Genomic DNA, 20,476 nt, shown 5'->3' on the forward strand with positions numbered 1-20,476 from the left:
GTCATGAACCGTACCGCATCGTTCGCCAGGGCAGCAGCTACGCTTTGCGCGCGAAGGTCGCGGGCGAGTGGCGGCCGATGTATGTGTTCGATCTGCAGGTTCAGTCAGACATCGACTATCAGATCGGCAATTGGTATGTCTCGACCCACCCCGACTCTCCGTTTCGGGGGCAATTGAAGGTGGCGCGCACCGGGCCAGGGGTGCGTCGAACGCTTAACAACGGTAGTTATGTCATTCACCGGATGGGCCAGGAGAGCGAGCGCCGGCAGCTCACGGATGCTGATGAAGTGATTGCGGTGCTGGAGCGCGAGTTCGACATTCGCCTGCCGCAGCATCCAGAGTTGAGGCAGGTGCTGGCGCAGCTGGTGAGCTCAAGCGAAAGACCTGACTGAGCGCTGCGTCAGGCATGGTTCAGTGTTCGAGTCGCTTTGGGTTTTGCCTTCGGGCTGTGCTCGGCTTCGAGCATCCGGTTGATTTCACTGGCTGCCACACTCAACGTCTGCTCCAGTGATTTCAGTTCAGCAGCGGTAATTCCCTTCTTCAGGTGTTTGATGCCTGCGTCAATGGCGGAGGCAGGCGTCGGACCCTGACCTTTTGCGTTCAGCAAGGCTTGGCGCAAGGTATTGTTGATCACGGTCTGATAGCCATATCCCGCACTCTCTGCGAGCTCGCGTGCTGCCTCTATCACGGCGTCATCGAGCATGATGGTGATGCGGGTCTTGCCTTTACTGGCGGCAACCGGCCCACGTTTGGCGCTGCTGAAGTCGTATTCTTCTTTCATGGTTCAAGCCTCCAGGTATTGGCGGCGCTCATTGTGGGTGGCGATGCGAGCAGAAATGATTCGAACGAAGTTCGGATCGCGGTAGGTGTAGACAACCACCAGTACCCGGCCCACAGCATCCTTACCCATAACGATCCACCGTTGCTCATCATGGTCGCTGTCCGGGAGCGTCAGGGCATTGTTGTCGTAGAAAACCGGTTCTGTGTCGGCGAGACTGATGCCCTTGTGCTTCCTTTTGTTTGCAGCGTTTTTTACTTCGTCGTACTGAATGTCGAACGTCTTCATTATGCATACTTTATATGTATAAAAAAGGCAGCGAGTGAACCGTTGATCGCTGAAGAGACTTGAAGGGTAGTCGTCGTGAGGGAGGGGCCGAGGGAAGAACTATTTCAAGGTTTTGATGTGGGACTGCAAATACCGGCCGGCAAACTGTATACAACTCTATAGACATTTGTCTTGAGTATTGAATACAGTGTGCGCATAACAAAAACCAGGGAACCCCCTCACGATGAAAACGCCCTCTGTTTCACACCAGCGGCCTGAGGATGAAAACCTCGGGGTCGGCGCGAATATGGCTTACGGCCTGCAACACGTTCTGACCATGTATGGCGGTATCGTTGCGGTACCGCTGATCATCGGCCAGGCCGCCGGGCTTTCCCCGGCTGACATCGGTCTGTTGATTGCGGCGTCACTGTTTGCGGGGGGCTTGGCGACCTTACTGCAAACCCTCGGTTTACCGTTTTTCGGCTGTCAGTTGCCGCTGGTTCAGGGTGTTTCGTTCTCGGGTGTCGCGACCATGGTGGCGATTGTCGGCAGCGGTGGTGAGGGCGGTTTTCAGTCGATTCTGGGGGCGGTGGTCGCCGCCTCGTTGATCGGGTTGCTGATCACGCCGGTGTTTTCTCGAATTACCAAGTTCTTCCCGCCGTTGGTCACCGGTATCGTGATCACCACCATCGGCCTGACGCTGATGCCCGTGGCAGCGCGCTGGGCCATGGGCGGTAACAGCCACGTCGAAAGCTTCGGCAGCATGGCGAATATCGGGTTGGCGGCTTTGACGCTGACGCTGGTGCTGATGCTGAGCAAGATCGGCAGCGCCACGATCTCCCGCTTGTCGATCCTGTTGGCCATGGTGATCGGTACGGTGATTGCGGTGTTCCTCGGCATGGCCGACTTTTCGACGGTGACACAAGGGCCGATGTTCGGCTTCCCGGCACCGTTCCACTTCGGCATGCCGACCTTTCACTTCGCAGCGATCCTGTCGATGTGCATCGTGATCATGGTGACGCTGGTGGAAACCTCTGCGGACATTCTGGCGGTCGGTGAAATCATCGGCACCAAGGTTGATTCCAGGCGTCTAGGCAACGGTCTGCGGGCCGACATGCTGTCGAGCATGATTGCACCGATCTTTGGCTCCTTCACCCAAAGTGCCTTTGCGCAGAACGTCGGGCTGGTGGCGGTGACCGGGATCAAGAGCCGCTATGTGGTGGCCACCGGCGGGGTGTTCCTGGTGGTGCTCGGGCTGTTGCCGGTGATGGGGCGCGTGATCGCCGCCGTGCCGACATCTGTCCTCGGCGGTGCTGGTATCGTGCTGTTTGGCACCGTGGCGGCGAGTGGTATTCGTACGCTGTCCAAGGTCGATTACCGCAACAACGTGAACCTGATCATCGTCRCCACATCCATCGGCTTCGGCATGATCCCCATCGCCGCTCCCAACTTCTATGACCACTTCCCGAGCTGGTTTGCGACCATCTTCCATTCCGGCATCAGTTCGTCGGCGATCATGGCGATCGCACTCAACCTGACCTTCAACCACTTCACTGCCGGTAATTCGGACCAACAATCGGTCTTTGCTGCCGGCACCGAACGGACCTTGCGTTTCCAGGATCTGGCGGCGTTGCGCGAAGGGGATTACTTCAGTCGCGGCAAGCTGCATGACTGCGACGGTAACGAAGTCCCGGTGGTGGTGGATTCATCCCACGGCCCGACGGAGCATCATGCGGAGCATGCCAAAAGCAGTGAGCATGTCTGACGATACTGTGCAGAGCGGCGCCTGACCGACGACGCGCTCACAATCGATAAACAGAAGGGCAGAGGGGATCGCATCCCTTCTGCCCTTTTTGCATGGCGCGTTTCGACTGACAGTCGACAAGTCACAGTGGAGGGCTAGGGAGACCGGCCTCGCTGGCGATCAGCATCATTGCCGCCGAGAGCGTGTGGCCATCGGTGATCTGGCCGGCGGTGATCATGGCCATCAGCTCCTGGCGGGTGATGAACAATAGATCATCCACTTCGCCATCGGTTGCGTCGGTGGCTTGTGTATCGAGGTAGACCTGGCACACCGCAACCGCACTGGCAATCAGCGATGTGTTGCTGTGCAGCAAACCCAACTCCTTGACCTTCAACGCCTGCCAGCCCGTTTCCTCCAGCAGCTCGCGGGCCGCCGCGTCGCAGGCGGTTTCGTTCTCGTCGATGGCGCCCCGCGGGAATTCGATGGACATCCCGCCAATGGCCCGACGCTTGAGGTTGACCAGCATCAGCCGGCCGTCTTCCAGGGTCGGCACGGCCACCACGCCATTGATAGCCCGGGCCTCCTTGATGATGAAGTAGCCGTTCTCGCGGACCACGTTGAAGTATGGGGTTTCCAGCAGGCATTGGGATTCGGTGACAGGCTTCATGCGCGGTATTACTCCAGAAAGCAGCGATCGAAAAGGTAGAGGTTGGCGGGTTTGAGGTTTTCCACCGTGGCTTGCGGGCGGCCACCGTCGCCGCTTTTCTTGCGCCCGGTCTCTTGCAGGTGGCCGGCCTCGATCATCTTCAGCAGGCGCTGGCGGATGCTGGTCTTGAGCACCGGTCGTTCAAGCACCAGGGAGAAAATGCTCACCGCTTCAGGCGCGCTGAACTCGTTGCCAAGGAACATCAGCGGCAGGCTGCTGTACAGCGACTTGGAGAACAGGCGCTCCTGCACCGAGGCCACCAGGCTGTTGTGATCGAAGGGCAGTCTGGTCGAGGCTTCGGCCACGTCCTTGAGCGGGAAAAATCCCTGGTGTGCGGCCGGCTGGACCGCATCGCTGACGATGGCAAGGTAGAAGGTCGACGACGACCAGCAGCGCGGATCGCGGAACGCGTCGCCGACCGTACCGACCTGCTCGATCCAGGCCAGCGGCATACCGACTTTTTTCGAGGCGCGCAGGCGCTCCACGGCGTCGTTCAGCGTGAGGTCTTCAACCCCGCCATTGACCACGATCCCGGGCAGTGCCCAATGGCCGGCGAACGGTTCGGTTTCGCGTCGGTTCAGGAGGATTTCCAGCGCCTGGGTTTCCCGGCAGTAGCGCAGCACACAAAGGTCGATGGTGTGCAGGTAGGCGCTTGGAGAGGGGATGCGGTCTGGCATGTCAGCTTCCGTGGGCAGCGTAGAGGTCATAGTTTACCGGATCCATGCCGGGTGCCATCCAGTGGGTGGGCAGCGGCTCGCCCAAGGCCAGCCGTTCGCGTAGCACCGTACTGCGTACGTGGATCTGTTCCTCGACGCAGATGATGGAAAAGCGCTCCAGCAACTCCGGGCCGCGATAGAAGGTTGGCAGCAGGTCAGCCACATCCTGGCCGACCACCAGGGCAATCTGTTTGCCGTCCATGGCCAGGCTGTCGGCGAGATGGGCGAGCAGGGTGTAGCTGTAGATCGGACCTTCGACGCCGCGCGCCACGATCTGTTCGACCCGGCTGGCACGTACTTCGGCGCAGCACAGGGGCTGTACATGCTCGACGATCGATTCCAGCCAGTTCAGGCGCAGTTCATAGTCGGCCATTCGTTTGCCGTAAGGGTGCCTGAAGCTGGGGGCCACCAGCAGACGCCTGGCCTGGCATGAGGCCTCGATCATCACCTGGGCGTGCCCGGCGTGAGGAGGGTTGAAGGCGCCGCCATAGAGGGCTATTTCATACATGGCTGATCTCCCTGTTGGTACATGACGTGTACCTTATCATCGAATCCGTTCAGACGAAACCATCTCCCATCGCCCTTATGCATATAGAACATAGGCGGGATTCTTCGCGGCAACAATATTTTCATGGTCGGGTATTGCAACAAAAGTACATGACATGTACTTTGTGGGTCATGCAAAGGAGAGACCCGATATGAGCAGCCAGACCCTGAAAACCGCTTCCTTCGATGTCGATGCGCAAAAGAGCTTCACGCCGTTGTGCCCTGATGAGCTGCCCGTGGCGGGCGGCGAGCAGATCGGCAGCGAGCTGAACTTCATGGCCACCCTGGCCAGCCTGCGTGTCGGCAGCAAGGACGCTCATACGGCTCAAGCCCCGTGGGTGGTGGCCGAGCACTCGCAAATGTTCCAGTCGACCGGCCTCGAACACGCCGATATCACTTGGGTCAGCCACTGTGTCCCTGGCACTGAAGGCTTCACCCTGYTGGACGAGTTGCCGACCCCGTACGACTACGACTACTTCGTCTGGAAGGGTGTCGAGCCGGACCTGCACCCTTACGGCGCCTGCTACCACGACCTGCACGGCAAGCTCTCCACCGGCGTGATCGAGTACCTGAACAGCCAGGGTGTGAAGCAGGTCATCGTCGGCGGCCTGGCGCTGGATTTCTGCGTCAAGACCACCGCCCTGCAACTGGTCGCCGCCGGTTTCAAGGTGATCATCCACTTGCCGGCCTGCCGGGCCATCAGTGAAGAGGGCGCGACTCAAGCCATTCAAGACATGCAACAAGCGGGAATCTCGGTGACCGCGACCCGCGAAGAAACCGCCAGTCTGGCAAGCGCATAAGGAAGAAAACATGGAAAGTGCATTCGACAGCAGCAACGGCGTCATCCAGAGTCTTCTGGATACCGATTACTACACCTTCACCATGATGCAGGCGGTGCTGCACCAGCACCCGAACGTCGAGGTGGAATACCAGTTCATCGTGCGTTCGAAAGAGCGGCTCGGGCACCTGATCCCGGACATTCGTGATGAGCTGGAGAAGCTCGCCGGCCTGCAGTTGCGCGAAGGTGAGCAGCGGTTTCTGTTCAACAAGCGTTTCCGTGAATACCTGACACCGGACTTTGAACAGTTCCTCGGTCTGTTTCGCTTCAACCTGCGCTACATCCACGTGTCGGAAGTCGACGGCCAACTGCACATCCGCGTCCGTGGCCCGATGTTGCACTGCATCATGTTCGAGCAGCCGGTGCTGGCGATGGTCAGTGAACTGCGCAACCGTGAGAAGTACCCGGAAGTCGAGCTGGCCGACGTTACCCGCAAGCTGTACCAGAAGTTCGAATGGCTGGAAAAAAACGCCAGCCGCGAAGAACTCGCCGAGTTTCGGGTTTCAGACTTCTCCACCCGCCGGCGCCTGTCGTTCAGGGCCCAGCGCGAAGTGGTCAACGTCATGCGCAGTGACTTCCCCGGGGTGTTCGTCGGTACCAGCAATGCTCACCTGGCCTACGAGTTCGACCTGCCGCTGATCGGCACCATGGCCCACCAATGGCTGATGGTGCACCAGCAGCTCGGGCGGTTGCGCGAGAGCCAGAACGCTGCGTTGGAAAACTGGGTGCGCGAGTACCGGGGCAGGCTGGGGATTGCGCTCACCGACTGCATCAGCACCGACTTCTTCCTCAAGGATTTCGACCTGTACTTCGCCAAGCTCTATGACGGCCTGCGTCAGGATTCCGGTGACCCGATCGTCTGGGCCGACAAGGTGCTGGGGCGTTACAAGGAGCTGGGCATCGATCCAAGAACCAAGGACCTGATGTTCTCCGACGGTCTCAACTTCGAGAAGTGCCTGCCGATCCTGCGTCACGTGCGTGGCAAGGCCAGATTCGGTTTCGGCATGGGCACCAGCCTGGCCTGCGATGTCGAGGGTGTCGAGCCGCTGAGCATCGTCATGAAGCTGGTGCGGGTGCATGGCGAACCGGTGGTGAAGTTCTCCGACGACCCGATCAAGAACGTCTGTGAAGACGCTTCGTTCCTGCGCTACGCGGCCCAGGTATTCAACGTCAGCCTGATCAATCCACAACTGGGAGCTTGATATGACTATGCAACAGCAAGAGCGCATCGCCCGGGAACTGGGCATCGACCGGCAACTCGCCCGGGGCGGCGAGGCCGCTGAAATCGTCCGTCGTGTCGATTTCATTAAACAKGTGCTGCGCGAGTCGGGCTGCAAGGCCCTGGTGCTCGGCATCAGCGGCGGCGTCGACTCCCTGACCGCCGGGCGCCTGTGCCAGCTGGCGGTGGAGCAGTTGCGGGCCGAGGATCATGAGGCGCGCTTTATCGCCGTGCGCCTGCCGTACAAGACTCAGGCCGATGAACGTGACGCCCAGGCCTCCCTGGACTTCATCCAGCCGGACCTGATCACCACCAGCAAYATTGCCGACTGTGTCGACGGCCTGATGGCCACTATCGCCATCGACGGTTTGCAGCCGTCGGCGGAACTCACTGACTTTGCCAAAGGCAACGTCAAGGCCCGGGCGCGGATGCTGGCGCAATACGCGATCGCCAACTTCTGCAACGGGTTGGTGGTCGGCACCGATCATGGTGCGGAAGCGCTGATGGGTTTCTTCACCAAATTCGGCGACGGCGCCTGCGACCTGGCGCCACTGTCCGGGTTGATCAAAAGCCAGGTGCGGTTGCTGGCCGACGCCCTGGGCGCGCCGACGCATCTGGTGCGCAAGGCGCCGACCGCAGACCTGGAAGACCTGGCACCGGGCAAGCTGGATGAGGCGGTGTATGGTTGCAGTTACGAGGAAATCGATGCCTATTTGATGGGCGAAGCGGTGTCGCAGCAGGCGCAGCAGATCATTGAAAGCGCCTACGTCAAAACCGCTCACAAACGCGAACTGCCTCGTGTCCCCCGGACATAGGCGCTGAAGCTGCCGCAGGTTCGGGCCGCGTTCGGACGATCTTTTGATTTTCCATCTGCCACAAAAAAGCCCCTGAATCTTTCGATTCAGGGGCTTTTCGATAGTGCTGTCTGGCTCCACGACCTGGACTCGAACCAGGGACCCAGTGATTAACAGTCACTTGCTCTACCAACTGAGCTATCGCGGAATGCGCCGTATGTTACTGATTAAAAAGAACAAGTCAAGCGCGAATTGTTCGAGTGGCTGATTTTCAGGTGGGCGGTGATGATTCTGCAGGCGAGGAGGGTGCTGTCAGCCATTGGCGGTTACCAGAATCGTCGCAGAGGTCTACCATGGCCCCCCGGAAGTGGTTTCACGCGCTACCGGCCCTCAGCCGAAAAGGTACGCGTCATGACTCACCAACCACTGCTCACGTCGTCAATGCTGCGCGAGGTGTTCGTATGAGCATTGCTCAGATCAGCCTGCCCAAAGGCGTCGGGCCGCATGCCGAGAAACTCTTCGATGCGATCACTCAGGCGAGCACCGCTGATGAGCTGAATCGCGCTGGCGGCAAGGCTGAAGGGTTTGTGCTGGGGCTGGAAAGCACCAAGGCGATCAAAAGCCAGGTTGCCGAATCGTTGTATGTGGCTTATGACGACGCCGCCAGTCAGCGTTCGACCGAACTGGCGGGTTGATCGACCTTAACCGCCGAAGGTGAAGGTGCCGAGCAGGAACTTGGCGTACAGCGACGTGGCTGCCAGTTGCACCAACCACAGGGCCAGGCCACCCAGAAACACGCCCAAGGCAACCTGCCACACCAGCCCGCTGCTGCGTTTGGTCTGGGGGCGTGGCACAAAGCGGTCCAGGTCCAGGTCGTCATCGCGGTCAGCGCGTAAGTCATCGTTTTTCATGTCGGTTCTCTAAATTATCGGAAATACGCAGTACGTGTGGGAGCGAGCCTGCTCGCGATAGCGTCATCCCAGGTATTCATTGCGGCATCTAGCGCATCGCGAGCAGATGAACGTCGCCCGGCTCATCCCACATTTGATCTGTGTGCAGTCTAGAGTGCTCGTTCGCAGTACTGATAATTATCTGCTCGCCAACGAAAAGGGGAAGCCAGACGGCTTCCCCTTTTCTGTCGCGCGGGTGGCTTAGATCACCTGAACGATGGCGTTGGTCACCACGTCGATGTTGCTCTGGTTCAGCGCGGCAACGCAGATGCGGCCGGTGTCCAGGGCGTAGATGCCGAACTCGTTGCGCAGGCGAGTGACTTGCTCAACCGTCAGGCCCGAGTACGAGAACATGCCGCGTTGGCGACCAACGAAGCTGAAGTCGCGGCCGGGCGCTTTTTTCGCCAGCAGATCGACCATTTGCGTACGCATGCCGCGAATGCGCAGGCGCATTTCGGCCAGTTCCTGTTCCCACTGGGCGCGCAGCTCAGGGCTGTTCAGTACGGCAGCAACGATAGCGGCGCCGTGGGTCGGCGGGTTGGAGTAGTTGGTGCGGATCACGCGTTTGACTTGCGACAGCACGCGAGCGCTTTCTTCTTTCGATTCGCTGACGATCGACAGCGCGCCAACACGTTCGCCGTACAGCGAGAACGACTTGGAGAACGAGCTGGAAACGAAGAAGTTCAGGCCCGACTCGGCGAACAGGCGCACGGCAGCGGCGTCTTCGTCGATGCCGTCGCCAAAGCCCTGGTAGGCCATGTCGAGAAACGGCACGTGGTTTTTCGCCTTGACCACGTCCAGCACGTTGTTCCAGTCCGCCGGGCTCAGGTCGACGCCAGTCGGGTTGTGGCAGCACGCGTGCAGCACAACGATCGAGCCATTCGGCAGGGCGTTCAGGTCTTCCAGCAGGCCGGCGCGGTTCACGTCGTGAGTCGCGGCGTCGTAGTAGCGATAGTTCTTCACCGGGAAACCAGCGGTTTCGAACAGCGCGCGGTGGTTTTCCCAGCTTGGGTCGCTGATGGCGACGACGGCGTTCGGCAGCAGTTGCTTGAGGAAGTCAGCGCCGATTTTCAGTGCGCCGGTACCGCCGACGGACTGGGTGGTGACAACCCGGCCAGCGGCGAGCAGTGGCGAGTCTTTACCGAACAGCAGCTTTTGCACAGCCTGGTCGTAGGCGGCGATACCGTCGATCGGCAGGTAGCCACGGGAAGCGTGTTGAGCAGCGCGAATCGTCTCGGCTTCGACAACGGCTCGCAGGAGTGGAATTCGCCCCTCCTCGTTGCAGTAAACACCGACCCCCAGGTTGACCTTGTTGGTACGGGCGTCAGCGTTGAATGCTTCGTTGAGGCCCAGGATTGGATCGCGTGGTGCCATTTCGACAGCGGAGAAGAGGCTCATTATTGCGGCGGCTCTGAATGAAATGTGGAGGGACGTGTGGCGCTCCAGCCGAATGCACTAGAGCGGTGCACAAACGGGGAGCTAGTATAGAGGCCTACACCGGGCGCGGCGACAGGCGTTTCCGCTTTTCGGGCAGGTTTTTTCGGATTATTTTTCGGTCGTTAGCCTTATTGTCATGTCAATGGCTGAGGGGCATGTAGGACGTTTGCCTTGAAACTAGAGGTATTCGGCACCACATCAACGGTTATCATGATTTTTCCCTGCGACATTCGTCGTGAGCGACCTTCACCGTTCTGGCGCCCCCGCCAGCGCCGGAATGAGCCGCTCCTTGGAAACCAATAGGTACGATATGTCTGAATTCCAGCTAGTCACCCGCTTCGAGCCCGCCGGCGATCAGCCGGAAGCCATCCGTCTGATGGTCGAGGGCATCGAGGCCGGGCTGGCGCACCAGACGTTGCTTGGTGTGACCGGTTCGGGCAAGACCTTCAGTATCGCCAACGTGATCGCCCAGGTGCAGCGACCAACGCTGGTGCTGGCGCCGAACAAGACGCTGGCGGCGCAACTGTACGGCGAGTTCAAGGCATTCTTCCCGAATAACGCGGTGGAGTACTTCGTTTCCTACTACGACTACTACCAGCCCGAAGCCTACGTACCGTCGTCCGATACCTTCATTGAGAAAGACGCCTCGATCAACGATCACATCGAGCAGATGCGACTGTCGGCGACTAAAGCGTTGCTGGAGCGCAAGGACGCGATCATTGTCACCACGGTCTCGTGCATCTACGGTCTGGGCAGCCCGGAAACCTATCTGAAAATGGTCCTGCACGTCGATCGCGGCGACAAGCTCGATCAGCGCGCTTTGCTGCGCCGCTTGGCCGACCTGCAATACACCCGCAATGACATGGATTTTGCCCGCGCGACCTTCCGCGTGCGCGGCGATGTGATTGATATCCACCCGGCGGAATCCGATTTTGAAGCGATCCGTATTGAGCTCTTCGATGATGAGGTGGAGAAAATTTCCGCTTTCGATCCGCTCACCGGCGAAGTGATTCGCCAGCTGCCGCGTTTCACCTTTTATCCGAAGAGTCACTACGTAACGCCGCGAGAAACCCTGCTGGGAGCCATCGAAGGGATCAAGGTCGAGCTGCAGGAGCGTCTGGAATACCTGCGCTCCAACAATAAACTGGTGGAAGCCCAGCGGCTGGAGCAGCGCACCCGTTTTGACCTGGAGATGATTCTGGAGCTGGGTTACTGCAACGGCATCGAAAACTACTCGCGCTACCTCTCGGGCCGTGAGTCCGGTGAGCCGCCACCGACCTTGTTTGACTATCTGCCCGCCGATGCCTTGCTGGTGATCGACGAATCCCACGTCAGCGTGCCGCAGGTCGGTGCGATGTATAAGGGCGACCGTTCGCGTAAAGAGACGCTGGTCGAATACGGTTTCCGTCTGCCATCGGCACTGGATAACCGGCCAATGCGTTTCGATGAATGGGAAAGCATCAGTCCGCAGACGATTTTCGTCTCGGCGACCCCGGGTAACTACGAGGCGGAACACGCCGGTCGGGTGATCGAGCAGTTGGTGCGACCGACTGGTCTGGTCGATCCGCAAATCGAGATTCGTCCGGCGCTGACTCAAGTCGACGACTTGCTGTCGGAAATCACCAAGCGGGTGGCGCTGGAGGAGCGGGTGCTGGTCACTACATTGACCAAGCGCATGTCCGAAGACTTGACCGACTACCTCGCCGACCACGGTGTGCGGGTGCGTTATCTGCACTCGGACATCGATACCGTGGAGCGGGTCGAGATCATCCGTGATTTGCGTCTGGGCACCTTCGATGTACTGGTGGGGATCAATCTGCTGCGTGAAGGCCTGGACATGCCGGAAGTGTCGCTGGTGGCGATTCTCGATGCCGACAAGGAGGGCTTCCTGCGCTCCGAGCGTTCGCTGATCCAGACCATCGGCCGCGCGGCGCGGAACCTCAATGGCCGGGCGATTCTGTATGCCGACCGGATCACCGGGTCGATGGAACGGGCGATTGGCGAGACCGAGCGCCGTCGCGACAAGCAAATCGCCTTCAACCTGGCCAATGGCATCACCCCCAAAGGCGTGTTCAAGGACGTTGCCGACATCATGGAAGGCGCGACCGTGCCCGGTTCGCGCAGCAAGAAGCGCAAAGGCATGGCCAAGGCAGCCGAGGAAAGTGCCCGTTACGAAAACGAGCTGCGTTCGCCGAGCGAAATCGCCAAGCGCATTCGTCAGCTGGAAGAGAAGATGTACCAGCTCGCCCGCGACCTGGAGTTCGAAGCCGCCGCGCAGACACGCGACGAAATCACCAAGATGCGCGAGCGGTTGTTGACCGTCTGATTAGCGGTGGCTGTCAGGGCCTCATCGCGAGCAGGCTCGCTCCCACAAGGTTCGGTGTGACCCATGTGGGAGCGAGCCTGCTCGCGATAGGGGCGCCGCGGTCTCAATGCGCTTCGCCGGCCTTCAACCCGGGCGGCAACGCCTTGGTCAGCAGGATCGCCAGCATGCTCACCCCCAGCGCAATCCCGACAAAGTGAAACGCATCGTTGTAGGCCATGATCAAGGCCTGCTGATGGGTGATCTCACTGAGCTTGCCCAGCGCGGCCATTTCGCTGCCGAATCGATCGGTCATGCTCGCCATGCGCTCGGCCACCTGCGGGTTGGTCGGCACTATCGACTCGCGTAAATAATCGAAGTAGGTCTTGGTTCGCGCATCCAGCAGAGTGGCGAGCAGGGCGATGCCAATCGCGCCTCCAAGGTTGCGCAGGATGTTGAACAGGCTCGACGCGGAGCCTGCATCCTGCGGCAGGATGTAGGCGGTGGCGATCAGCGAAATGGTCACCATGATCAGCGGCTGGCCCAGCGCGCGGACGAGCTGGATCTGATTGAACTGTGGTCCGGCGAAGTCAGGGTTGAGTGAGCCTGAAAGAATACTCGCCAAGCCAAACAGGCCAAAGCCGAGCGTGCACAGCCACTTTGGTGAAACGAACTTCATCAGTTTCGGCACCAGCGGAATCAGGAACAGCTGCGGCACGCCCATCCACATGATCACTTCGCCGATCTGCAAGGCGTTGTAGCTCTGGATCTGCGCCAGGTACAGCGGCAGCAGATAAATCGAGCCGTACAGCCCCACGCCCATGCCCAGGCTGGAAATACTCGATAAGCCAAAGTTGCGGTTGCGCAAGATGCCCAGATTGATCAGCGGATTGGGCTTGGACACTTGCACGATCACAAAGGTGATCAGGCTCAACAGGGCGATGCAGCCCAGCGTCACGATCAGGCTCGACTCCAGCCAGTCCTTGCGATGACCTTCCTCGAGAAACACCTGCAAGCACCCGAGGCCAACGCCCAGCGTGAGAATGCCCATGTAGTCGGTGCTTTTGAGCAATTCCCAGTGGGCCGCTTTTTTCTCCAGGCCATACATGAGGCCGGCGATCATGATCAGCCCCGGCGGGATGTTGATGTAGAAGATGTACTTCCAGCCCCAGTTTTCCGTCAGCCAGCCGCCGAGGGTCGGGCCGATGGAGGGCGCGAAGGTCGCGGTCATGGCGAACATCGCCATGCCTTTGGCGCGATGGTGTTCGGGGAGTTTGATCAGCGTCAGGGTGAACGCCAGCGGGATCAGCGCGCCGCCGGTGAAGCCCTGAAAGGCGCGGAACACGATCATGCTCTCCAGGCTCCAGGCCATCGAGCAGAGCAGGGAGGCGGCCAGAAAGCCCAGCGAGACCCACACCGCCAGGCGTCGTGCCGAGAGCAGTTGCACCAGCCACGCGGTGAGCGGAATCATGATGATTTCCGCCACCAGGTACGAGGTGGAAATCCACGAGCCTTCTTCCAGGGTCGCTGACAGCGCGCCTTGAATGTCCTTGAGCGAGGCGTTGGTGATCTGGATGTCGAGCACCGCCATGAAGGCGCCGAGCATCACGCTCATCACCGCAATCCAGTCCCTCCGGGTCGGTTCGCCGACCGGGCGGATCAGTTGATCACCGGCCATCGCCAGGGTCTTTGATGTTGACTTTGACGGTGACCGACATGCCTGGGCGGATCTTGCCGTGCAGCGGATTGTCGGCGGCAAAGGTCAGTTTTACCGGAATCCGTTGCACGACTTTGGTGAAGTTGCCGGTGGCATTGTCCGGTGGCAGCAGGCTGAACTGCGCGCCCGAGGCGGCGAACAGGCTGTCGACCCGGGCTTCGATCGGTGTGTCGCTGTAGGCATCGAAGGTCAGTTCGGCTTTCTGGCCGGGCTGCATGTGACCAATCTGGGTTTCCTTGAAGTTGGCCTGAATCCAGATGTCCTGGTCCGGGACGATCGACAGCAGGTAAGCGCCCGCCTGGACGTATTGGCCATTGCGGGCGGCGCGCTGGCCGATCAGGCCGCTGATCGGTGCGTGGATTTCGCTGCGGGTCAGGTTCAGTCGGGCCTGCGCCAGATCGGCTTTGGCATTGGCGATCTGGGCGTCCAGGCGCTTGATCTCGGCTGTCAAGGCGTTGACCTGTTGACGCTGGCCCTGGGCGTCAGCCTGGGCCTTGGCGACTTGCGAGCGAGCGATGCGGTTGTCGGCGGAGAGGGTGGTCACCCGTTCTTCCGAGACATAACCCGGTTTGCGCAGGGTTTGCGCGCGGGACAAATCAATTTGCGAGCGGCCGAGAGTGGCCTGGCTGGCGGCGACCTGAGCTTCGCTGGCGGCGATCAGGCTGGCTTGTTGGGTCAGTTTGCTCTGGGCTTGCAGGCGCTCGGCTTCGCGGGTGGCGAGGGTCGCGTTGGCGCGGTCGACGGCGAGATGGAAGTCATCGCCTTCGAGTTTGATCAACAGTTGGCCTTTTTCGACGTGCTGGTTGTCCTGTACCAGCACTTCCTCGATGCGCGCGCCCAACTGGCTGGAGACACGGGTGATTTCACCCTGGACATAAGCGTTATCGGTGCTTTCGTAAAACCGTCCCTTGAAGAACCATTGAGCGAAGAAGCCCCCGGCAACCAGCAGGACGATCAGCAGGAAAGTGAACAGGCGACGCTTGAGTTGGGCAGGCATGAGCAGACTGTAGTCGAGAAAGTGTAAGGAGATTTATCAGTACTCGAATCTGTCATATAGCCGATAAGCGGTAAATGCCACTTATTGATAATCGGCCGTTGAGCGCTGCCAGAGCCTTTTGTAGCCCCAACGTTGGCTTAAATGCCCTGCTCACTGGAGCCGGGCGGGCAACGCCTGTTACCATTCGCCCTTTGTTTCATCTCCGCTTTTTATATTCTTTCGAGACATGCCATGACCACCGTCCGCTTGCGCTGGTTGGGCATCGACTGGAGTGAAGGCCCGGATGTCGGCGGCCCACACGGTCCGTATCGCCAGAGCGAACGTGGCGACATCTACCAGAAGTACTGCCAGCAACTGGTCGATCTGGGTCACGCGTTCCCGTGCTTCTGCACCGCTGAAGAACTGGACCAGATGCGCGCCGAGCAAATGGCCCGCGGCGAAACCCCGCGTTATGACGGCCGTGCGCTGTTGCTCTCCAAGGAAGAAGTGGCGCGCCGTCTGGCCGCTGGCGAGCCGCACGTCATCCGCATGAAGGTCCCGACCGAAGGCGTCTGCGTGGTGCCGGACATGTTGCGTGGCGACGTCGAGATCCCGTGGGATCGCATGGACATGCAAGTGTTGATGAAGACCGACGGCCTGCCGACCTACTTCCTCGCCAACGTGGTCGACGACCACCTGATGGGCATCACCCACGTATTGCGCGGCGAAGAATGGCTGCCATCGGCGCCGAAGCTGATCCTGCTTTACGAGTACTTCGGCTGGGAGCAACCAGAGCTGTGCTACATGCCGTTGCTGCGTAACCCGGACAAGAGCAAGCTGTCCAAGCGCAAGAACCCGACCTCGGTGACGTTCTACGAGCGCATGGGCTTCATGCCGGAAGCGATGCTCAACTACCTCGGTCGCATGGGGTGGTCGATGCCGGACGAGCGCGAGAAGTTCTCGCTGCAGGAAATGGTCGACAACTTCGACCTGAAACGCGTTTCCCTTGGCGGGCCAATTTTCGACATCGMGAAGCTGTCGTGGCTCAACGGCCAATGGCTGCGTGATCTGCCGGTGGAAGAGTTCGCCAGCCGCGTGCAGGCCTGGGCGCTGAACCCTGAATACATGATGAAGATCGCGCCGCACGTGCAGGGTCGGGTTGAAACCTTCAGCCAGATCGCACCGTTGGCCGGATTCTTCTTCGCTGGCGGCGTGACCCCGGATGCCAAGCTGTTCGAATCCAAGAAGCTCTCGGGCGATCAGGTTCGCCAGTTGATGCAGTTGATCCTGTGGAAGCTCGAAAGCCTGCGTCAGTGGGAAAAGGACAGCATCACGGCGACCATTCAGGCGGTGGTCGAATCCCTGGAGCTGAAGCTGCGTGATGCCATGCCGCTGATGTTYGCKGCSATCACYGGSCAGGCCAGYTCGGTRTCGGTRCTSGAYGCGATGGAAATCCTYGGKCCGGACCTGACSCGTTTCCGTCTGCGCCAGGCGATCGACTTGCTCGGTGGCGTGTCGAAGAAAGAAAACAAAGAGTGGGAAAAGCTCCTGGGCGCTATCGCCTGAGGTGTTTGACCCCGTGCAGGAGTCGCCGGAGGCTGCGATCTTTTGATCTTGCTCTTCGGCGTCACCCCCATTTTTCGGGGGGAGGGCGGTAAGTGATTGTTATGGCGGCAAAAAATTTTGAAAATTGTTAAAAATAAGTTTGACAGCTTTCCGATCCGCCATTAAGATTCGCCCCGTCCTCAGCGATGAGGGGCTATAGCTCAGCTGGGAGAGCGCTTGCATGGCATGCAAGAGGTCGACGGTTCGATCCCGTCTAGCTCCACCAATTTACACTTCAAGGCCTGGCCACACCGGCCTTGAAGCGATCAACACTCAGCGTTGGTCAGTTGTATAGAAGGGTTTGCGTCCCCTTCGTCTAGTGGCCTAGGACACCGCCCTTTCACGGCGGTAACAGGGGTTCGAGTCCCCTAGGGGACGCCAGTTTTACAGAAGTGATGTTGCAAGACATCGCTCCGCCGCGAGGCGAAAAATCCGGGGCTATAGCTCAGCTGGGAGAGCGCTTGCATGGCATGCAAGAGGTCAACGGTTCGATCCCGTTTAGCTCCACCAATTTTACAGTTCAAGGTCTGGCCACACCGGCCTTGAATCGATCAGTACTCAGCACTGATCAGTTGTATAGAAGGGTTTGCGTCCCCTTCGTCTAGTGGCCTAGGACACCGCCCTTTCACGGCGGTAACAGGGGTTCGAGTCCCCTAGGGGACGCCACGATTACCCGCTCTGCGGGATTTATAAGGGTCATTCAATTGTTGAATGGCCCTTTTGTTTGTCTGGCGTTTGGCCAATCCCTCATTCTCCTCACACTGTTCTTCTGACCAATGGTCATATCAGCGACTTGCGAATAATTATTATGAGAATAATATTCTATTCGTAATATTCGGAGGCAACGATGAACGATAAAAAAGCTCAAACCCGTGAACGCATTCTCCAGGCCGCCAGCTCTGCGCTGGTCCAGCGCGGCCCGGCAGAGCCTAGTGTGGGTGAAGTGATGGGCGCTGCCGGCCTTACCGTCGGCGGCTTCTACGCCCACTTCGAAAGCAAGGACGCGATGATGCTGGAGGCCTTCACGCAATTGCTCGGCCAGCGTCGGGCGCTGATCGCCGAAATGGACCCCTCGCTGACCGGCGAAGAACGCCGGGCGCTGGTCGCTGCGTTTTACCTGTCGCGCAAACACCGAGACTCCACCGATCACGCCTGCCCGATTCCGGCATCGATAGGCGAGCTGGGGCGTCTGCCGGACGATTTTCGTCTGGCCTTGAATGAACACATCGAGCTGATGGTCGCGCAGTTGGCCGCCAGCCCGGAAGACACCGACAAGGCGTTGGCTGACTTGGCGCTGATGGTCGGTGGTTTGGCCCTGGCACGGGCACTGGGTGCCGGTGAGTTGTCCGATCGATTGCTGCGTGCCGCCAAGTCGGCGGTGCTATGACCTGAAGCACAAGCCTTTGGAGATGAGCGATGAGCACGTTAAGTTGGGTTCGTGGCGTTAACGGCACCTTGGGCTGGGTTGCACCGCAATGGGTGGCGAGCAAGATGCGTTCGGTGTTCATGACGCCGCGCGAGCTGCCTTTGCGTGATTGGGAAATGCCGCTGCTGGCGAAGTCCGAGCGGATCACCCTGCGCTTCGGTCTTTCAGCGTTGCGCTGGGGCCAGGGCCCGACAGTGCTGCTGATGCACGGCTGGGAAGGTCGGCCGACACAATTCGCCAGCCTGATCACGGCGCTGGTAGACGCCGGCTACACCGTGGTCGCGCTGGATGGTCCGGCTCACGGTCGCTCGCCTGGCCGCGAGGCCAATGTGGTGCTTTTTGCTCGGGCGATGCTCGAAGCAGCGGCAGAACTGCCGCCCTTGCAAGCGGTCATCGGCCACTCCATGGGCGGCGCCAGTGCGATGCTTGCCGTTCAATTGGGTTTGCGCACAGAAACATTGGTCAGTATCGCCGCACCGGCACGGATTCTCGCCGTGTTGCGCGGTTTTGCCCGCCATGTTCGCATGCCGCCCAAGGCGCGTTCGGCGTTTATCCGCAAAGTCGAACGGGATGTGGGTATCCAGGCCTCACGACTCGACGTCACCCACTATCAACTGGATATGCCAGGGCTGATCGTGCACGCCGAAGACGACGTGCGCCTAGGGCTGGACCTGACCGAATATCGGCGATTGGACCGGGCGATGGCTGTGGTGCGCCACGAGATCGATTACCTGGCAGCCGCCTATGAAGGTGACGAGTTGCAGTTGGCGACCTGGATCGTCGACTGGGATCAGCGCCTGAAGATGACCCGGCACTTCCAGCTGAAACGCCCGAGCGACAACGCCACACTGCTGCGGGCACAAACCACGTTTGTCTGCATCGAGCTGTCCAGCGGCAAGCCGAGGCGCATGCCAGCGGAATTCATCGAAGGCTACGGCCCGGCGTTGATCCAATGTGGGAGCGAGCCTGCTCGCGATGAACGATAACGCGGTGTACTTGATAAACCGCGCCGCCTGAATCGCGAGCAGGCTCGCTCCCACAAGGGATCAGCGATGTCCTGCGAATTCCTCGCGTAATCCAGTAAACTGCCGCACGTTTTTCGTTGAGTGTTTTCCATGCAAATTGCTTTGGCGCCCATGGAGGGGTTGGTCGACAACATCCTGCGGGACGTGTTGACCCGTGTTGGCGGTATCGATTGGTGCGTGACCGAGTTCATTCGGATCAACGATCAACTGCTCACGCCTGCCTATTTCCACAAATTCGGCCCTGAACTGCTGAACGGCGCCAAGACCGCTTCAGGCGTGCCGTTGCGCGTGCAATTGCTCGGTTCCGATCCGGTGTGCCTGGCAGAAAACGCGGCGCTGGCCTGTGAGCTGGGCTCGGAGGTGATCGATCTGAACTTCGGTTGCCCGGCGAAGACCGTGAACAAGTCGCGTGGCGGTGCGGTACTGCTCAAGGAGCCGGAACTGCTCAACGAAATCGTCGAACATGTGCGCCGTGCAGTGCCGGCGCATATCCCGGTGACGGCCAAGATGCGTTTGGGTTTTGACAGCCCCGACGGCGCTCTGGTCTGTGCCACCGCGTTGGCAGAGGGCGGTGCTGCGCACATCGTCGTGCACGCACGGACCAAGACGGACGGCTACAAACCGCCAGCGCATTGGGAATGGATCCCGCGGGTGCAGGAAGTAGTCAAGGTGCCGGTGTTCGCCAACGGCGATATCTGGAGCGTTGAAGACTGGCGCCGTTGCCGCGAAATCAGCGGCGTGGAAGACATCATGCTGGGTCGTGGCCTGGTGTCACGCCCCGACCTGGCGCGGCAAATCGCTGCTGCACGGGCCGGCGAAGAGGTGGTCGAGATGACCTGGGCCGAGCTGCTGCCGCTGATTCAGGACTTCTGGCTGCAAGCCAAGGCGCAAATGACACCGCGCCAGTCGCCGGGTCGCTTGAAGCAGTGGCTGGCGATGCTGACCCGCAATTATCCCGAAGCGGTGGAGCTGTTCACGGTCCTGCGCCGTGAAACCGAACTGGATCAGGTCTCGCGCTTACTAGGTCTGCAGGCGTGCGAAGCAGCCTGAAACCGTTGTTGAAAAAAACACAAAATAATCTCTTGAAATGCAATCGGCGGTCCTTATCTAAGGATTACGCGATGCCGAATTCGGGTCGCGGAGACAAAAAAACTTGCTGATTGTTTTCAGGAGATTTGAATCATGAGTACTGCATTTTCCATGGCGCCACTGTTCCGTTCCTCGGTGGGCTTCGATCGTTTCAACGATCTGTTCGAGTCGGCGCTGCGCAATGAGCCAGGCAGCACCTATCCACCGTACAACGTCGAAAAACATGGCGACGACGAATACCGCATCGTCATCGCGGCGGCTGGTTTCCAGGAAGAAGACCTGGAGCTGCAAGTAGAAAAAGGTGTGTTGACCATCAGTGGCGGCAAGCGTGACACCAATGA

19 protein-coding genes, 5 tRNA genes and 3 pseudogenes are annotated in these 20,476 nt (G+C 59.6%); 17 read left to right on the forward strand and 10 right to left on the reverse strand.

The window, feature by feature from the left end; translation table 11 throughout:
- On the forward strand, positions 1-392 hold a 392-nt coding region (locus tag AC1DH9_RS06180; protein WP_477807932.1), incomplete at its 5' end, for an arylamine N-acetyltransferase.
- Between the two features lie 8 nt (positions 393-400).
- Here AC1DH9_RS06180 and AC1DH9_RS06185 read toward each other — a convergent pair.
- Both AC1DH9_RS06185 and AC1DH9_RS06190 read right to left on the reverse strand, forming a co-directional pair.
- Positions 401-781, reverse strand: a complete 381-nt coding sequence (locus AC1DH9_RS06185; RefSeq protein ID WP_054596596.1) for a BrnA antitoxin family protein — start codon at positions 779-781, stop codon at positions 401-403.
- Between the two features lie 3 nt (positions 782-784).
- The gene (locus AC1DH9_RS06190; protein ID WP_427544143.1) at positions 785-1,066 is read right to left on the reverse strand and encodes a BrnT family toxin; all 282 of its coding nucleotides are present in this window, start codon (positions 1,064-1,066) and stop codon (positions 785-787) included.
- A 223-nt stretch (positions 1,067-1,289) separates the two neighbouring features.
- On the opposite strand from AC1DH9_RS06190, the gene AC1DH9_RS06195 reads away from it, so the two are divergent.
- Positions 1,290-2,810, forward strand: coding sequence for a nucleobase:cation symporter-2 family protein (locus AC1DH9_RS06195; RefSeq protein WP_477807933.1), 1,521 nt, complete (start codon positions 1,290-1,292; stop codon positions 2,808-2,810).
- A 121-nt stretch (positions 2,811-2,931) separates the two neighbouring features.
- Here AC1DH9_RS06195 and AC1DH9_RS06200 read toward each other — a convergent pair whose 3' ends face one another.
- The 3 genes from AC1DH9_RS06200 to AC1DH9_RS06210 are packed head-to-tail and all read right to left on the reverse strand — an operon-like array spanning position 2,932 to position 4,719.
- Positions 2,932-3,456, reverse strand: a complete 525-nt coding sequence (locus AC1DH9_RS06200) for an NUDIX hydrolase (RefSeq protein ID WP_427544137.1) — start codon at positions 3,454-3,456, stop codon at positions 2,932-2,934.
- Between the two features lie 8 nt (positions 3,457-3,464).
- Complete coding sequence (locus AC1DH9_RS06205; RefSeq protein WP_427544134.1) at positions 3,465-4,172, reverse strand: NUDIX hydrolase; 708 nt, start codon at positions 4,170-4,172, stop codon at positions 3,465-3,467.
- Position 4,173: 1 nt separating this feature from the next.
- On the reverse strand, positions 4,174-4,719 hold the full coding sequence (locus AC1DH9_RS06210; protein ID WP_427530972.1) for an adenylyltransferase/cytidyltransferase family protein: 546 nt from the start codon (positions 4,717-4,719) through the stop codon (positions 4,174-4,176).
- A 190-nt stretch (positions 4,720-4,909) separates the two neighbouring features.
- Between AC1DH9_RS06210 and AC1DH9_RS06215 the strand changes: the two genes are divergently transcribed.
- The 3 genes from AC1DH9_RS06215 to nadE are packed head-to-tail and all read left to right on the forward strand — an operon-like array spanning position 4,910 to position 7,629.
- Positions 4,910-5,557 (forward strand): nicotinamidase, encoded by a 648-nt coding sequence (locus AC1DH9_RS06215; protein WP_427544131.1) that lies wholly within the window; start codon positions 4,910-4,912, stop codon positions 5,555-5,557.
- 10 nt (positions 5,558-5,567) lie between these two features.
- The gene (gene pncB, locus AC1DH9_RS06220) at positions 5,568-6,797 is read left to right on the forward strand and encodes a nicotinate phosphoribosyltransferase (RefSeq protein ID WP_054596603.1); all 1,230 of its coding nucleotides are present in this window, start codon (positions 5,568-5,570) and stop codon (positions 6,795-6,797) included.
- 1 nt (position 6,798) lies between these two features.
- Complete coding sequence (nadE, locus tag AC1DH9_RS06225; protein ID WP_477807934.1) at positions 6,799-7,629, forward strand: ammonia-dependent NAD(+) synthetase; 831 nt, start codon at positions 6,799-6,801, stop codon at positions 7,627-7,629.
- Positions 7,630-7,740: 111 nt separating this feature from the next.
- Here the strand turns inward: nadE and AC1DH9_RS06230 are convergent.
- Positions 7,741-7,816: transfer RNA gene (locus tag AC1DH9_RS06230), tRNA-Asn, on the reverse strand.
- Positions 7,817-8,069: 253 nt separating this feature from the next.
- Between AC1DH9_RS06230 and AC1DH9_RS06235 the strand changes: the two genes are divergently transcribed.
- Complete coding sequence (locus AC1DH9_RS06235; RefSeq protein WP_019692692.1) at positions 8,070-8,303, forward strand: hypothetical protein; 234 nt, start codon at positions 8,070-8,072, stop codon at positions 8,301-8,303.
- Between the two features lie 6 nt (positions 8,304-8,309).
- Here the strand turns inward: AC1DH9_RS06235 and AC1DH9_RS06240 are convergent, their stop codons facing one another.
- Both AC1DH9_RS06240 and AC1DH9_RS06245 read right to left on the reverse strand, forming a co-directional pair.
- Positions 8,310-8,519 (reverse strand): hypothetical protein, encoded by a 210-nt coding sequence (locus AC1DH9_RS06240; protein ID WP_427544125.1) that lies wholly within the window; start codon positions 8,517-8,519, stop codon positions 8,310-8,312.
- A gap of 240 nt (positions 8,520-8,759) precedes the next feature.
- On the reverse strand, positions 8,760-9,956 hold the full coding sequence (locus AC1DH9_RS06245) for an amino acid aminotransferase (RefSeq protein WP_427544122.1): 1,197 nt from the start codon (positions 9,954-9,956) through the stop codon (positions 8,760-8,762).
- A gap of 349 nt (positions 9,957-10,305) precedes the next feature.
- On the opposite strand from AC1DH9_RS06245, the gene uvrB reads away from it, so the two are divergent.
- The gene (gene uvrB / locus AC1DH9_RS06250) at positions 10,306-12,321 is read left to right on the forward strand and encodes an excinuclease ABC subunit UvrB (RefSeq protein WP_019692689.1); all 2,016 of its coding nucleotides are present in this window, start codon (positions 10,306-10,308) and stop codon (positions 12,319-12,321) included.
- A gap of 103 nt (positions 12,322-12,424) precedes the next feature.
- Here uvrB and AC1DH9_RS06255 read toward each other — a convergent pair whose 3' ends face one another.
- Both AC1DH9_RS06255 and AC1DH9_RS06260 read right to left on the reverse strand, forming a co-directional pair.
- Positions 12,425-13,975: an MDR family MFS transporter gene (locus AC1DH9_RS06255; protein WP_477749047.1), complete on the reverse strand. Its 1,551-nt coding sequence runs from the start codon at positions 13,973-13,975 to the stop codon at positions 12,425-12,427.
- Positions 13,965-15,011, reverse strand: coding sequence for an HlyD family secretion protein (locus AC1DH9_RS06260; RefSeq protein ID WP_427544119.1), 1,047 nt, complete (start codon positions 15,009-15,011; stop codon positions 13,965-13,967). The genes AC1DH9_RS06255 and AC1DH9_RS06260 overlap by 11 nt, the downstream gene beginning before the upstream one ends.
- A 246-nt stretch (positions 15,012-15,257) precedes the next feature.
- Between AC1DH9_RS06260 and gltX the strand changes: the two are divergent.
- From gltX to AC1DH9_RS06310, 10 genes and pseudogenes are all read left to right on the forward strand, one after another.
- A pseudogene (gene gltX, locus AC1DH9_RS06265) lies at positions 15,258-16,556 on the forward strand (glutamate--tRNA ligase); the annotation flags it as partial.
- Positions 16,557-16,745: 189 nt separating this feature from the next.
- A tRNA-Ala gene (locus tag AC1DH9_RS06270) sits at positions 16,746-16,821 on the forward strand.
- 79 nt (positions 16,822-16,900) lie between these two features.
- Positions 16,901-16,976 (forward strand) — tRNA-Glu (locus AC1DH9_RS06275).
- A gap of 53 nt (positions 16,977-17,029) precedes the next feature.
- Positions 17,030-17,105: transfer RNA gene (locus tag AC1DH9_RS06280), tRNA-Ala, on the forward strand.
- 80 nt (positions 17,106-17,185) lie between these two features.
- A tRNA-Glu gene (locus tag AC1DH9_RS06285) sits at positions 17,186-17,261 on the forward strand.
- Between the two features lie 181 nt (positions 17,262-17,442).
- Complete coding sequence (locus AC1DH9_RS06290; RefSeq protein ID WP_427544113.1) at positions 17,443-17,982, forward strand: TetR/AcrR family transcriptional regulator; 540 nt, start codon at positions 17,443-17,445, stop codon at positions 17,980-17,982.
- 155 nt (positions 17,983-18,137) lie between these two features.
- Positions 18,138-18,602, forward strand: a pseudogene (locus AC1DH9_RS06295) (alpha/beta hydrolase); the annotation flags it as partial.
- Positions 18,603-18,677: 75 nt separating this feature from the next.
- A pseudogene (locus tag AC1DH9_RS06300) lies at positions 18,678-19,007 on the forward strand (acyl-CoA thioesterase); the annotation flags it as partial.
- Between the two features lie 129 nt (positions 19,008-19,136).
- Complete coding sequence (locus AC1DH9_RS06305) at positions 19,137-20,096, forward strand: tRNA dihydrouridine synthase (RefSeq protein WP_427544104.1); 960 nt, start codon at positions 19,137-19,139, stop codon at positions 20,094-20,096.
- Between the two features lie 132 nt (positions 20,097-20,228).
- On the forward strand, positions 20,229-20,476 hold a 248-nt coding region (locus tag AC1DH9_RS06310; RefSeq protein ID WP_477807935.1), incomplete at its 3' end, for an Hsp20 family protein.

The sequence above is a fragment of the Pseudomonas sp. 05T35 genome (assembly GCF_056396605.1).